Origin of the sequence: Clostridium sp. JN-1 (assembly GCF_003718715.1) — a bacterium.
Classification (GTDB): domain Bacteria; phylum Bacillota; class Clostridia; order Clostridiales; family Clostridiaceae; genus Clostridium_AV.
Map to the genome: position 1 here is coordinate 1,770,314 of NZ_CP033465.1, position 15,503 is coordinate 1,785,816.

At 30.9% G+C, this 15,503-nt stretch carries 14 protein-coding genes; all 14 read right to left on the reverse strand.

What is annotated here, in order from left to right; genetic code table 11:
* Positions 1-10 precede the first annotated feature (10 nt).
* The gene (locus EBB51_RS08330) at positions 11-310 is read right to left on the reverse strand and encodes a ribosomal L7Ae/L30e/S12e/Gadd45 family protein (RefSeq protein WP_123054047.1); all 300 of its coding nucleotides are present in this window, start codon (positions 308-310) and stop codon (positions 11-13) included.
* Entirely contained in the window at positions 300-569 is a 270-nt protein-coding gene (locus EBB51_RS08335; RefSeq protein ID WP_123054048.1) for a YlxR family protein, read from the reverse strand. Before EBB51_RS08335 ends, EBB51_RS08330 begins: the two co-directional genes overlap by 11 nt.
* A 30-nt stretch (positions 570-599) precedes the next feature.
* The gene (gene nusA, locus EBB51_RS08340) at positions 600-1,739 is read right to left on the reverse strand and encodes a transcription termination factor NusA (RefSeq protein WP_123054049.1); all 1,140 of its coding nucleotides are present in this window, start codon (positions 1,737-1,739) and stop codon (positions 600-602) included.
* Between the two features lie 18 nt (positions 1,740-1,757).
* Entirely contained in the window at positions 1,758-2,222 is a 465-nt protein-coding gene (gene rimP, locus EBB51_RS08345) for a ribosome maturation factor RimP (RefSeq protein ID WP_123054050.1), read from the reverse strand.
* 223 nt (positions 2,223-2,445) lie between these two features.
* On the reverse strand, positions 2,446-6,780 hold the full coding sequence (locus EBB51_RS08350; RefSeq protein WP_123054051.1) for a PolC-type DNA polymerase III: 4,335 nt from the start codon (positions 6,778-6,780) through the stop codon (positions 2,446-2,448).
* A gap of 24 nt (positions 6,781-6,804) precedes the next feature.
* Complete coding sequence (ispG, locus tag EBB51_RS08355; RefSeq protein WP_123054052.1) at positions 6,805-7,854, reverse strand: flavodoxin-dependent (E)-4-hydroxy-3-methylbut-2-enyl-diphosphate synthase; 1,050 nt, start codon at positions 7,852-7,854, stop codon at positions 6,805-6,807.
* A gap of 67 nt (positions 7,855-7,921) precedes the next feature.
* Complete coding sequence (locus EBB51_RS08360; protein ID WP_123054053.1) at positions 7,922-8,932, reverse strand: M50 family metallopeptidase; 1,011 nt, start codon at positions 8,930-8,932, stop codon at positions 7,922-7,924.
* Positions 8,933-8,947: 15 nt separating this feature from the next.
* Entirely contained in the window at positions 8,948-10,102 is a 1,155-nt protein-coding gene (gene dxr / locus EBB51_RS08365; RefSeq protein ID WP_123054054.1) for a 1-deoxy-D-xylulose-5-phosphate reductoisomerase, read from the reverse strand.
* Positions 10,103-10,393: 291 nt separating this feature from the next.
* Entirely contained in the window at positions 10,394-11,194 is an 801-nt protein-coding gene (locus EBB51_RS08370; protein WP_123054055.1) for a phosphatidate cytidylyltransferase, read from the reverse strand.
* A 39-nt stretch (positions 11,195-11,233) separates the two neighbouring features.
* Positions 11,234-11,998: an isoprenyl transferase gene (locus tag EBB51_RS08375; protein WP_123054056.1), complete on the reverse strand. Its 765-nt coding sequence runs from the start codon at positions 11,996-11,998 to the stop codon at positions 11,234-11,236.
* A gap of 214 nt (positions 11,999-12,212) precedes the next feature.
* Complete coding sequence (gene frr / locus EBB51_RS08380) at positions 12,213-12,770, reverse strand: ribosome recycling factor (protein WP_123054057.1); 558 nt, start codon at positions 12,768-12,770, stop codon at positions 12,213-12,215.
* A gap of 22 nt (positions 12,771-12,792) precedes the next feature.
* Positions 12,793-13,503, reverse strand: coding sequence for a UMP kinase (pyrH, locus tag EBB51_RS08385; RefSeq protein WP_123054058.1), 711 nt, complete (start codon positions 13,501-13,503; stop codon positions 12,793-12,795).
* Between the two features lie 90 nt (positions 13,504-13,593).
* Complete coding sequence (tsf, locus tag EBB51_RS08390; RefSeq protein WP_123054059.1) at positions 13,594-14,508, reverse strand: translation elongation factor Ts; 915 nt, start codon at positions 14,506-14,508, stop codon at positions 13,594-13,596.
* Positions 14,509-14,588: 80 nt separating this feature from the next.
* Positions 14,589-15,290 (reverse strand): 30S ribosomal protein S2, encoded by a 702-nt coding sequence (rpsB, locus tag EBB51_RS08395; protein ID WP_123054060.1) that lies wholly within the window; start codon positions 15,288-15,290, stop codon positions 14,589-14,591.
* Between the last annotated feature and the right edge of the window lie 213 nt (positions 15,291-15,503).

The window sequence follows — 15,503 nt, forward strand, 5'->3', positions numbered from 1 at the left end:
GAAACTAAATTTATTTCCATATGTTAATTAGTTTTTTACTTATGTTCTCATCTGATATGCCTAATACCTTTATGACACTTGCACCTATTGATTTGCTCAATTTATCTTCGTCAATATTCTCAATTATAGGTACGTTAAACTTTTCAGCATAATTTTTAAACTTATCAAGCGTATTTTTACTTACACTTGAAGACAATAATATTAAAAATACCCTGCCGCGTTTTATTCCATCTTCACATTTATTATAACCTTCTAAAGTTTTTCCTGCACGTTTTGCCAGTCCTAAAAATTGAAAAAAGTTATTTTTCATTTTCTATTTCTTCCTTAAGTTTACTATATATTTCTTCATCTATAGTAATTTCTAAATTTTTTTCTAGTCTCTTGCTTTTAAATGCTTTCTCCAAACAGTCGATGTTTTTACAAACATAAGCTCCTCTTCCATTTTTTTTGCCAGTTAAGTCTATAAAAACTTCGTCTTCTTTGTTTTTTACAACCCTTATAAGCTCTTTCTTGGGTTTCATCTCCATGCATCCAGTACACATTCTCTTAGGTATCTTTTTTACCTTCATAGTTTTCACCACCTAATCTTCAAAATAAGTTTATTCCAAAACATCGCTGGTGTCTTCAGTATCTTTAATGTCTTCAGTACCTTTAATTTCCTCAGTATCTTTAATTTCTTCAGTGTCCTTAGTCTTTTCAACTTGTGATTTACTTTTGATATCAATTTTCCATCCTGTAAGTCTAGCAGCTAATCTAACATTTTGACCTTCTTTACCAATAGCTAATGAAAGCTGGTTGTCATCTACCACAATTTGTGCAAACTTGTTTTCTTCGTTCAAAGTTACATCTAAAACTTTAGCTGGGCTTAGAGAGTTAGCTATATATTCTTCTGGAAGTTTACTCCACTTTATGATATCAATTTTTTCATTTTTTAATTCATTAACTATGTTTTGAACCCTTATTCCTTTAGGTCCAACGCAAGCACCCATAGGATCAACATTTTCATCATTTGAACTAACTGCTATCTTAGTTCTTGAACCTGCTTCTCTAGATATTGCCTTAATTTCAACAGTACCATCAAATATTTCAGGAACTTCAAGTTCAAATAATCTCTTTATAAGACCAGGATGTGTTCTAGATATGACGATTTGTGCTCCTTTTGTAGTATTTTTAACTTCCACAATATAAAGCTTAAGTTTATCATTAAAATTATACTTTTCTCCAGGCATCTGCTCATTAGGACCAAGTACTGCTTCTGTTTTTCCTAAGTCAACAAGTACATTATTTTTGTCTTTTCTAATAACAGTACCAGTTATTATATCATCTTCTTTTTCAATGAAATCATTATATATGATTCTTCTCTCTTCTTCTTTTATCCTTTGAACAACAACTTGTTTTGCAGCTTGTGCAGCTACTCTTCCAAACTTCTTAGGAGTTACTTCTATACTAACTATATCATCAATATTATAACTTGTATCTATATTTTTAGCTTCTTCAACAGATATTTCATCTATTTCATCCATTACCTCTTCAACAACTCTTTTTTGAGAGTAAACATGAATTTCTCCATTTTCTCTATTCATTGTAACTTTAACATTTTGGTTACCTGATCCATGATTAGCATAATTTTTCTTGTAAGCTGCAACTAATGCATCTTCTATAGTTACAAACAATAAGTCTTCACTTATTCCCTTTTCTTTAACTATCTCTCGTAAAGCTTCAATAAATTCCTGATTCATTTTTCTAAATACCCTCCCTTAAAATTCCGCTCTTAAGTTTATATTTGAAACTTTATTTCTAGGAATGGAAATATTACTTCCAGCACAATCTATTACGATAGTTTCTTTATCAAATTCAATCAACTTTCCGTCATACTGTTTTTTTCCATTAAGTGCAGAATATAATCTAACTGCAATCTCTGATCCAGTATATTTTTTTAAATGTTCCTCCGTAAAAAGTGTTCTTTCTATTCCTGGAGATGATACTTCAAGATAATAACTATCTTTTATAGGGTCTTTTAAATCCAACATATCACTAACAGCTCTACTTACTTTTTCGCAGTCATCTAAAGATATATTTCCATTTTCTTTATCTATATATACTCTCAAGTAATTGTCTTTTCCTTCTTTTACAAACTCTAGATGATATAACTCATATCCAAGTTCAGTTGCTATAGGTGCTATAAAATCTATAAGTTTATCTTTCAAAGTATCTTTACTCATAATCTATCCCTCCCTATTTTGCATACCTTATAATCTTAAATAAGGCGTAATTTAAAATATTATCTAATTTATGCTAATTTAAAAACGCAACTGACGCTGCGTTTTTAACAAATAGAAAGAGCGGGCTATAACCCACTCTACATAATCCTAATAAAACTATCTAGATTTGTTAAGACTATTTTAGCACACTAGATAATTTATTTCAAGGAAAACTTATATAGAACTAATTAAACATAGATAATTGGTTAGTTTCAGGCAGTCCATTAAGACATCCATGTTTATCTAAAGTTTCTATAACAGACTTTGAAGCTTTAGATCTCATTCTCAAATCTTCCTTTGAAATAAACTTTCCATCCTTTCTACTTTCCACAATACCTTTAGCAGCATTTTCTCCAACACCTTGAAGTGCAGTTATTGGAATTCTTATTCCACCTTTTTCTATTAAAAACTTTGATACGTCTGATTTATATAAATCAATATTTAAAAACTTCAATCCTCTTTTATACATTTCATAACATAATTCCAATATAGTTATAAGTCCCTTGTCCTTTTGAGATATTTCATTTCCCATATCATATAACTCGTTTAGTTTCTTTCGTATAAACTCTTCTCCTTTTAAAACCACATCTACATCAAATTCATCTGCTCTTACTGTAAAATACGTTGCATAATAGGCCGCAGGATAATATACCTTAAAATATGCTATTCTAACTGCCATCATTACATAAGCTACCGCATGTCCTTTAGGAAACATATATTTAATCTTTTTACATGATTCAATATACCAGTCTGGTACATTATATTTTCTCATTATTGACTCATGTTCTTCTGAAAGTCCTTTACCTTTCCTTACCTTCTCCATTATGCTAAAAGATGTCTTCGGAGGCAGTCCCATATGGATTAAATACATCATTATATCATCTCTACATGCTATACAATCCTTTAATGTGGTATATCCTTCTTTTATATAGTACTGTGCATTATTGATCCATACATCTGTACCATGTGATAATCCTGATATTCTAACTAAATCTGCAAAAGTTTTTGGCTGCGTATCAACAAGCATTTGACGTACAAACTTAGTTCCAAATTCCGGCAGCCCATATGTACCAACAGGACATCCTAATTCTTCTTCAGTTATCCCAAGTGCTTCAGGTGATGTAAATAAGCTCATAACTTTATGATCTCCAAGTGGTATCGTCTTAGGATCAAGTCCTGTAAGATCCTGAAGCATCCTAAGAACTGTAGGGTCATCATGACCTAGTATATCTAGTTTCAGCAGTCTTCCACTTATGGAATGATAATCAAAATGAGTTGTTATTATATCTGTTTTATTATCATCTGCTGGATGCTGTATTGGGGTAAAATTGAATATTTCATTGTCCCTTGGAACAACCATAACTCCACCAGGATGCTGACCTGTAGTCCTCTTTATTCCAGTACACCCCATAGACAATCTTTCTATTTCAGCTTGAGATACTTTCATATTTTTTTCCTGCAAATATTTTTTAACAAATCCATATGCAGTTTTTTCTGCTATAGTTCCTATTGTCCCAGCTCTAAAAACATGACCTTCTCCAAAGAGTTCTTCTGTGTACTTGTGAACTACTGGCTGATATTCTCCTGAAAAATTTAAGTCTATATCGGGCTCTTTATCACCAGCAAAGCCAAGGAAAGTTTCAAAAGGTATATCATGACCATTTTTTCCTAAATTTGTTCCGCACTTTGGACAAACTTTGTCAGGTAAATCTGCACCCGAGTCAACTGAACCATCTGTTATAAACTCGCTGTATTTACACTTTGGGCAAACATAATGTGGAGGTAATCCATTTACTTCAGTTATATTTGACATAGTAGCAACAAATGAAGATCCAACAGAACCCCTGGAACCAACAAGATATCCATCTTTATATGATTTTGCAACTAGTTTTTCTGCTATTAGATACAAAACTGCATATCCATTATTTATTATAGAGTTTAATTCCTTTTCAAGTCTTTCATGCACAATATCTGGAAGCTTTTCTCCATATATGCGGTGTGCTTTTTCTAATGTCATATTTTTTATCTGCTCTTCTGCACCATCTATTTTAGGTGGAAAAGTTTCATCTGGTATTGGTTTTACACTTTCAATCATATCTGATATTTTCTGAGTGTTGTACACTACAACTTCTTTTGCTCTTTCACATCCAAGGTACTTAAATTCCTTTAACATTTCATCAGTTGTCCTAAAGTATAAAGGAGCTTGATCATCAGCATCTGAAAATCCTTGACCTTTCATTATGATTCTTCTAAAAACTTCATCTCCAGGATCCATAAAGTGAACATCACAAGTGGCAACTACAGGCATATTATTTTTGTCAGCCAAATCACATATTCTCTTATTTATGTCCTGCAGTTCTTTAACATCCTTGACTGTTTTATTTCTGACCATGAACATGTTATTTCCTGTAGGCTGAATTTCAAGGTAGTCATAAAATTCTATAATTTTCTTTAATTCGTCATCACTTTTTCCACTCATTATTTCCCTATACACCTGTCCAGCCTCACAAGCAGATCCAATTATAAGTCCTTCTCTATATTGCATTATAAGACTTTTAGGCATTCTTGGCCTTTTGAAGAAGTATTTTAAATTGGATATAGAAACTAACTTATATAGATTTTTAAGCCCAACTTGATTTTTAACCAATATTATTAAGTGATAAGTATGTTGTTTCTTTATATCTATATTGTCCAAAAATTGACTATTTAATTCAGCCATATTACATATTGACTTTTCTTTAAGCAATTTAAAACATTTAAGTAATATCTTTGCTGTAGCTTCAGCATCATCTACAGCTCTATGATGATTTTTTAATGATATACCCAAGTGTTTTGCAACTGTATTCAATTTATATCTCTTAAGTTCTGGGAATAAAAAAGTACATAGAGGTACCGTATCCATTATTGCATTTTTAAATTCTATACCTTGCTCTCTACAGCCTTTTTTAATAAAAGAAGTATCAAAGCTTGCATTATGAGCAACTAGTACATCATTACCTGCAAATTCCATAAACTTTGGCAAAACCTCTCTTATGCTGCCGCAAGAACTTACCATCTCTTGGCTTATACTTGTTAATTCAACTATATTTTGAGGTATGTCAATTTCAGGATTTACAAACTCACTAAATCTTTCAACAATCCTTCCCTCTCTTATTTTAACAGCACCTATTTCAATTATCCTGTCATTTGCACTTGAAAGTCCTGTTGTTTCTATGTCAAACACAATATACGTATCACTTAAGGTTTTATCGTCTCCATTTACTACTATAGGTACTCCATCATCTACAAGATAGGCTTCTATACCATAGATTACCTTAATATTATTCTTTTTAGCCGCATCCATAGCTTCAGGATAAGCTTGAACTACTCCATGATCCGTGATTGCTATAGCCTTATGACCCCATTTTGCTGCTCTTTTTATAAGAGATGATGCAGATGTCATACCATCCATCGCGCTCATTCGAGTATGCAGGTGCAGTTCAACTCTCTTTTCTTCTTCAGTATCCATTTTTTCAACTTTTTTGACTTTAACTATATCCTTTGCCATTACTACCGGTTCACGTGCATACATGTCATTTACGACTTCGCCTCTTACCTTGCAGTGAAGTCCTTCATTTATTTGATCAATTATCATATCTGCTTCTTTAGGTCTCGGAAAGAACTTAACGGTAATTGAACTAGTGTAATCTGTTATGTAAAAGCTCACTATCTTTCTTCCAGTCTTTGTCTCTATTATTTCCTTTTTAAAAATATCGCCGCATATAACAACCATGCCTGACGTTTCATTTAAACCTTTTATGTCAGCAATATTTCCTATTATATTTCTTCCTAATATAATAGGATTATTAGATGCAGCTGGTCCTATACTCATTTCTCTATTAGCTGAACTCTTTTCTTTAGAATTTCCTTTGGGTTTAGATACACTTTGTTCTTGCACATGTATACCATTTTCCTTTATAAGCTTTTCTATGTATTTTTTCTCATAATCCTGTGATTTCTTTAAATATTCCCTGTTATCAATATTTTCATCATACAAAAAATTAACATTGCAGTTGAGTCCAAATACTTCTTTGATAATATTACTTATAATCTTAGATATATTCTTTTTTTTCAAAAGATCATACATGAACTTATTTCCATAGTGAATATTTAATGTATCTTCGCTTAATTCTTTAGAGCAGTCCAATAAACACTGTCTGCATATGGGAGCAAAATCGTCTGCAATATTTATAAGTTCCGTCCAATACTTGTTACATACTTCTTCCAAAGTCACATTGGATATATCTTTATAACACAATATTTCAACATCGTTAAAACATCCAAACTTTTTACATATAAGTTCCTTAATCTTATTTTTTATATTCTTATTTAATTCGCCTGCAGATTTTAAAATTACTTTCAAAGTATTACTCTTTTTAAGATATTGTATCTTTAATAACTTAATATCAATATTTTGCTCCATAACACTGTCACTGTCATTTATATCCTCTTGCAGCATACTTATTAGATCCACACTCATAAAAATATTCCTCCCATTAAAAATCTATAGTTCTTCAATTTGACTTATGAGTTCATCTACTAAGTTTTCTTCTTTTACTTTTTTTACTATTTGGCCTTTTTTAAATATCAATCCTTCTCCTTTTCCACCTGCAATTCCAATGTCAGCTTCTCTTGCCTCTCCAGGTCCATTTACAACACATCCCATTATTGCAACTTTTATATTTTTATTACAATTACTTAGTCTTTTTTCCACTTCATTTGCTATTTTTATTATGTCTATTTGAGTTCTACCGCAAGTAGGACATGATATGAATTCAATTCCACTTTTTATATAACCTAATGTCTTTAAAATTTCTCTTCCAACTTTTATTTCTTCTGCTGGATCACCTGTAAGTGAAACTCTTATAGTATCACCTATACCCTGTGACAGGAGACTTCCTATTCCTATACTTGACTTAATAGTTCCCCTCCAAGTCGTTCCTGCTTCCGTAACCCCTAAGTGCAGTGGATATTTTACTTTATTTGAAATAATCTTATAACTCTCTATCATTTGATTGACATTAGATGATTTTATAGATATAACTATATCTTGAAAATTTAAGCTTTCAAATATAGATACATGCTCCAGTGCACTTTCAACTAAAGCCTCAGGGCACACTTTCCCATACTTATTTAATATATTCTTTTGAAGAGATCCAGAATTAACTCCTATTCTTATAGGTATATCTTTATCTTTAGCTGCTTCAACTACCCTTCTTACTCTATTTATGTTTCCAATATTACCAGGATTTATTCTAAGACCATTGACTCCATTTTCTATCGACTTAAGTGCTAATCTATAATCAAAGTGAATATCTGCAACTAGAGGAATTTTTATTTGTTTCACTATTTCCTTTATAGCTTCAGCAGCTTCCATGTCTGGAACTGCACATCTTATTATATCGCAGCCATAACCTTCTAGTTTTTTTATTTGACTTACTGTGTTTTCTACATCTCTAGTATCAGTATTAGTCATAGACTGAACCGATATTGGAGCGCCGCCTCCAATGTATGTATCTCCTATTTTTACCTTTATAGTATCATTTCTTCTCAAATTAATTCACCTCTCACAATAAGTAAACTGCCACCACCTTTAGAAGATGATGGCCTTTATTTATATTTTAAAATTTTATAGGATAGAATATATCTTTTATGGTAACCAAGACCATGAGTGCCATGAGTACGGCAAACCCAATATAATTAATAACCCCAACTTTATTGTCATCCACTTTTTTGCCTGTAAGTATCTCAAATATGAATAGTAATATATAACCACCATCTAATGCTGGTATAGGCAGCAAGTTAAATATACCAAGCTGCAGTGTTATATATGCAGCAAAAGCAGTAAGACTTAAAATTCCAGCTTTGGCTGCAGCTCCAGAAAGCTTTATTATTGTAACTGGTCCGCCAAAGTCATTCATAGACGCTCCTCCTGTAAATAAAACCTTAAAGAAAACAAATGTTTGTTTTATCAAAGACTTAGTCTCATCTAATCCATATTTGATAGATTCACCAAAACCTGCTTTTTCGATTGTTTTGAAGTATATACCAACTATATACCTATTTTGACTGTTATCCTTTATTGGAGTAACTTTAACTGTTTGAACCTTATTATCTCTAATATACGTTATGTTAGCAGGTTTATCACCGCCAGTATACATTTCTGTTACAAAATCGTCTCCAAGTGATACTTTAGAATTGTTGACTTTTACAATTTTATCTCCAGATTTTAAACCCATCACAGCAGCTGGCTGATTTGGAGCTACCTTATCTATTGTTGAAGAGACATAACCTCTAGCAGAGGCTATTATTGCAAAAAGTACAACTCCCAGCAAAAGGTTCATTATAGGTCCTGCAATTACAATACTCAATTTCCGCCATGGATTTTTGTTGTTAAATGACCTTGGATCACTGCTTCCCGATTCTTCTCCAAGCATTTTAACATATCCACCTATTGGAAGTATTCTTATAGAATATAAAGTTTCCTTACCATTTATCTTAAACAATTGAGGTCCCATACCTATGGCAAATTCTTCAACCTTTACACCATTTAATTTAGCCAAAGTAAAATGACCTAACTCATGGATTAAAATCAACAAACCGAATGCTATAATAGCCGCTATTATATACAAAAAAATCCCTCCACTTTAATTAAATTTACTTCTAACATACTCTTTAACTTCTAAATCTAATTCCAATACTTCTTCTAATTCATATGATTTTTTTACATTAAATTTATTCATACTTTCTTCTAATATATCCCCTATATCCAGGAACCTGATCTTTTTATGTATAAAAAGTTTTACAGCTTCTTCATTTGCTGCATTTAAAATTGCCGGCATAGTTCCTCCTATCTTACCTGCTTCATAAGCAAGTTTCAAAGGTTTAAAAGTACTTGTGTCTGGTTTTTCAAAAGTTAAACAACCTAAGTCAAAAAAATCCATCTTTTTAACTACAGCCTCATATCTATTAGGATATGTAAGTGCATATTGTATTGGAAGTCTCATATCTGTCGATGCCATCTGTGCTATTACACTTCCATCGTTATATTCAACCATAGAATGTATTACACTTTGAGGATGAACTACTACTTTGATATTATCATAGTCCATATTAAATAACCAATGTGCTTCTATAACTTCGAGCCCTTTGTTCATAAGGGTAGCTGAATCAATTGAAATTTTCTTTCCCATGTTCCATTTAGGGTGCTTGAGTGCCTGATCTACCGTAACACTCTTAAGCTCATCTCTATTTTTTCCCCTAAAGGGTCCTCCTGAAGCAGTTATAATTATGTTTTCTACGGAACTTTTATCATTGCCCTGAAGGCATTGAAAGATGGCACCATGCTCAGAATCCACTGGCAATATGCTGACATTATTTTTTTTAGCTTCGGACATAACAAGTTCTCCACCCGCAACTAAAGTTTCCTTATTAGCTAGTGCTATACTCTTTCCTGATTTTATTGCTTTTATTGTAGGTACTAATCCAACCATTCCAACTACAGCTGTAACAACCATGTCAGCGAATGATAAAGTGCTTATTTCTATTAATCCATCCATTCCGTACAATACATTAATTTTTAAATCTTTTTCTTTACAATACAACTGCACCTCTTCAAATGCTTTTTTATTCATCATAGCAACAAATGCTGGTTTAAATTCATCAATTATTTCAATTATTTTACTTGAATTTTTATTAGCAGATACACCAACTAATTCAAATTTATCTTTAAACCTTTTTATAACATCAAGCGTCTGTGTTCCAATTGAACCAGTAGCACCAAGTATGACTAACTTTTTCAAACTTAACATCTCCTATTTTTTATATCAAATAGCGTAAAATAACTTTAATCTTTAGAATCTTATATTTAGAATTTTTAACACGATTAAATATACCATATTTGTTATTTAAAATAAAGTAACCAATAAGTTAATACATAAAATAGAAATTAACATTTAAGGTACTTAAAATCCAATTAAAACCATTAAATATATAGTGTTCTATTATTAATATTATATATATTAACATTATATTAAATTTTATAAATTAAAAAATCGAGATTTAAAAAGGAATCTAGTAATACCAGATTCCTATCACATTTTTATTATAAATGTCAAATAATAATATACTATTACAGATGAAAACAAAATACTATCAAATCTATCTAAAATTCCACCATGTCCAGGTATTAAATTACTATAATCTTTTACACCTGCGTGCCTTTTTATTGATGACGCTGTAAGATCTCCAAACTGACTAAAAATTCCACATATTATTCCTAAAATTATGTAATGGTATAATGGTATAATAATAGCTTTTGAATTAATAAACATACCAAATAATAAACATCCAATAGTACTTCCGACTATTCCTCCAATAGATCCTTCAATTGTTTTTTTAGGGCTTACTTTTGGACACAACTTATTTTTTCCAAAATTTTTACCTATATAGTATGCAGCTGTATCACATCCCCATGATACAATAAATATAATCCATACAAAGTAATTCCCATAATCCTTGTTACTTACTAAAACTATAAAGCTAAAAAAAACCGCAGAATATAAAAATGCAAATATAGTTAAAGAAACATCTATAAAATTATATTTTAAATTCAAAACTGGTATACATAACAATATGAAAACTGCCATTATAATTGTAAAAAACATTAATTGAGTATTTACAGATTTGCTTAAAGTTACATAATATACTATGCAAAGTGCATATCCTAATATACCTATAGGATGGTTTACATCTTTCTCTCTCATAACTTTGTACAGTTCATACATTCCCATAAGCGACAATATCATAATACCATATTTTAAGACTTCTCCACCTATAAATAAAAATATTAAAAATGGTGCTAGTATTACTGCTCCTAAATACCTACTACTCACTAGATCATCTCCTACACTAAGAATTTATAAAAAAATATATTACTTGACTGCTCCAAATCTTCTATCTCTATTTTGATAATCATGTATAGCCTTATGTAAATGTACTTTCTTGAAATCCGGCCACTTTATATTAGAATACCAAAATTCTGAATAAGCACACTGCCAAAGCAAAAAATTACTTAATCTTTGTTCTCCACTTGGTCTTATTATTAAATCTGGATCAGGTATATTTTTAGTGTATAGATAATTACTTATTAGTTCTTGATTTATATCACTTTCTTCTATTACACCACTTTTTATATCCTTAATTATATTTTTAAAGGCATATATAAGTTCATCTCTTCCACCATAATTTATGGCAAGATTTAAAGTTAAGCCTGTATTAGATTTAGTTCTATCATAAGCCTCTATTAATTCTTCTTGACAAATACCCGGCAGCTTAGATATGTCTCCTATATGATTTATTATCACATTATTTAAATTTAACTCTTTGAATTCACTTTTTAAATATTGTGCAAGAAGGTTCATTAGTGTATTAACTTCATCACGAGGTCTTTTCCAATTTTCAGTTGAAAAAACATATAACGTTAAATACTTGACTTTTAATTTACTGCATTCCTTAACAATTTCTCTTACAGTCTCTATAGCAGCCTTATGACCCATAGTCCTTGGTAAATTTCTCTCTTTAGCCCATCTTCCATTGCCATCCATTATTATTGCAATATGCTTTGGTATGTTATTCATATCCAATTCTATATTGTCTGCTGCAACTTGTTCATCTCGTTTATTTAAAAACTTAAACATAATATACCTCCATATTATACTGTTTTAAAGTTCATACTTTTATATTATATACCAATTTATCATCTTCTACTAGTGAAGATCTGCAATTCGCAGTCTACAATGCAGAATGCTAATTGTACCATCTTATATATATTGATGTATCAAATTTTGTGGTTAGCCTTTATACATGGTTATAATAAAAGACCTGCGAAAACGCAGGCTTTTGTTATTATAATTATATGGACATAATTTCTTTTTCTTTACCCTCAACTAACTTATCAATTTCTTTAATAAACACATCTGTTTTCTTCTGTATTTCATCTTCACCTTTTTTTATTTCATCTTCAGAAATATCATTTTGCTTTTTAAGTGCCTTTAGCTTATCATTACAATCTCTTCTTATGCTTCTTATAGCAACTTTACATTCGTCTCCGTCTTTTTTTACGTTTTTAACTAGTGCTTTTCTAGTTTCTTCTGTGAGTTCAGGTATAATAAGTCTTATCATTTCACCATCATTATTAGGGTTTATACCTAAATCTGACTTCAAAATAGCTTTTTCTATATCCTTCATGGAGTTTTTATCCCAGGGTTGTATGGCAAGAATTCTAGGTTCAGGAACTGATATATTAGCTAATTGTGATATAGGTGTTGCAGTACCATAATATTCAACTTCTATTTTGTCTAATATCGCAGGATTAGCTCTACCTGCCTTTAATGACGCTAACTCTTTTTTCAAAACTGCAGTAGTTTTAAGCATTTTGTCATTTGCCGCATTTAAAATATCTTTAATCATAAAAATACCTCCCTTTTATCTATTATTTAGAAATAATTGTACCAATGTCTTCTCCACTTACAGCTTTTATTATGTTCTCTGGTTTATCTAGTCCAAATACTAAAATTGGTATATCATTATCCATACACAATGAAGTTGCTGTAGAATCCATAACTTGAAGACCCTTATCCAAAACTTCTATGTAACTTAACTTACTAAACTTTTTAGCATCTTTGTATTTATGTGGATCTTTATCATAAACTCCATCTACCTTTTTTGCAAGGAGTATAACATCTGCTTCTATTTCAGCAGCTCTTAATGCTGCAGTAGTATCAGTTGAAAAATAAGGATTTCCTGTACCTGCTGCAAATATAACTACTCTAGATTTTTCAAGATGTCTCATTGCTCTTCTTCTTATAAATGGTTCTGCTATTTCTCTCATTTCTATTGCAGTTTGAACCCTAGTGTTAACTCCAACTTTTTCAAGAGAATCCTGAAGTGCTAATGCATTTATACAAGTTGCAAGCATACCCATATAATCAGCAGTAGTTCTATCCATTTCTTTTCCGTTTCTTCCTCTCCAGATATTTCCGCCGCCTACAACAGCACCAACTTCAATTCCCATATCTACAAGAGCCTTTATCTCTTCAGCTATTTTATTACTAATATCAAAGTCTATTCCAAATCCTTTTTCTCCTGACAAAGCTTCTCCTGAAAGTTTCAACATCACTCTTTTATATTTAGGTTTACACATATATTATACCTCCGATTTGTAATAAATTACATATAATTTATTTTATTCTTTAAAAAAAGAGAACACACAGTGTTCTCTATTTTCAATTTCTTATTTACCCTGCATTTGTTTTTGAACTTCTTCAGCAAAGTTTTCTTCTTTTTTCTCTATTCCTTCACCTTTTTCAAATCTTACAAAATCAGTTACTTTTATTGGTGCTCCAACTTCTTTTGATTTTGCTTCAAGATACTTTTTAATAGTGAAATCTGAATCCTTTACCCAAACCTGATCAACTAAGCAGTTTTCCTTGTAATACTTTTGAATTCTTCCCATTACCATTTTTTCAATGATTTTTTCAGGTTTTCCTTCATTTAAAGCTTGAACTTTGTATATCTCTTTTTCCTTTTCCAATACGTCTTTATCTACTGAATCCCTATCTAAAAATAATGGATTAGTTGCAGCAACTTGCATAGCTACATCTTTTGCAATTTCTTTTAATGAATCACTTTGTTTTTCACATTCAAGTTTAACGAGAACACCTATTCTTCCACCGCCATGAACATAGCTTTGAATTACTCCATTTTGTACTGAAAATGATTTAAATCTTCTTACATTCATGTTTTCTCCAAGTTTTGCAATTAAAGCAGTTAGAGAATCCTTTATTGTAGTGTTCTCATCATATTTTTCTTCAACAAATTCTTCTACAGTCTTTGCACTTGTGGAAGCTGCTTTTTTTGAAATAACATCAACAAAGTTTGTAAAATCTTGATTTACTGAAACGAAATCAGTTTCACAGTTAACTTCTACTATTGCTGCATTTTTAAAATCATCTGATACATAAGCTTTTACTAAACCTTCAGATGCTACTCTTCCAGCTTTTTTAGCTGCAGCTGCTAATCCGTTTTCTCTTAATATTTCAACAGCTTTTTCTATATCACCATTGGCTTCATTTAATGCCTTTTTGCAGTTCATCATTCCTGCGCCGGTTCTTTCTCTTAGTTCTTTAACCATTTGTGCAGTTATCATGTTATATTCCTCCTATAATCCTATAAATTAAAGTCAATTCAAAAGGTAAATGAAAAAAATACTTCATTTACCTCAACAGACTATTCTGCTAATTCTTCTCCCTGTCTTCCCTCTACTACTGCATCTGCAATCTTTGATGTTATTAATTTTACAGCTCTTATTGCATCATCATTTCCTGGGATTACATAATCAACTTCATCTGGATCACAATTTGTATCAACAATAGCTACTACTGGTATTCCTGAAATTTTAGCTTCTGATATAGCATTTTTTTCTTTTCTTGGATCTACTACAAAAAGTGCTCCTATATTATTAGCATCCATTTTCTTAATTCCGCCTAAATTTTTCTGTAATTTTTCTTGTTCATTTTTAAGTTTTATAACTTCTTTCTTTGGAAGAACCTCAAATGTTCCATCCTCTTCCATCTTTTCAAGCTCTTCTAACTTCTTAATTCTGCCTTTTATAGTAACAAAGTTAGTTATCATTCCACCAAGCCATCTATTATTAACATAATGCATTCCACTTCTTAATGCTTCTTCTCTGATAGCTTCTTGTGCTTGTTTCTTAGTACCTACAAATAATATGTCTTTTCCTTGTTCAGAAACGCTCTTTATAAATTCATAAGCTTCTTCTACTTTTTTTACTGTTTTTTGTAAGTCTATAATGTAAATTCCATTTCTTTCTGTAAATATGTATGGAGCCATTTTAGGATTCCATCTTCTTGTTTGATGTCCAAAATGAACACCTGCTTCTAATAATTGTTTCATTGAAATAACTGACATAATTTTACCTCCTAGGTTTTTTCCTCCACTGCCATCATATTTATAAAACACCTTAAAATCAAAGGAACCATTTCATAAATTAGACAATGTGTGTATTTCTCACCTTTAGTAGTATATCACAAGCATTACTGCTATTCAACTATAAATTTAAAATTTCCTATATACAAATTATATAAATTAAAGGTTAGATTAAAATTTTTATTAACCTAACCC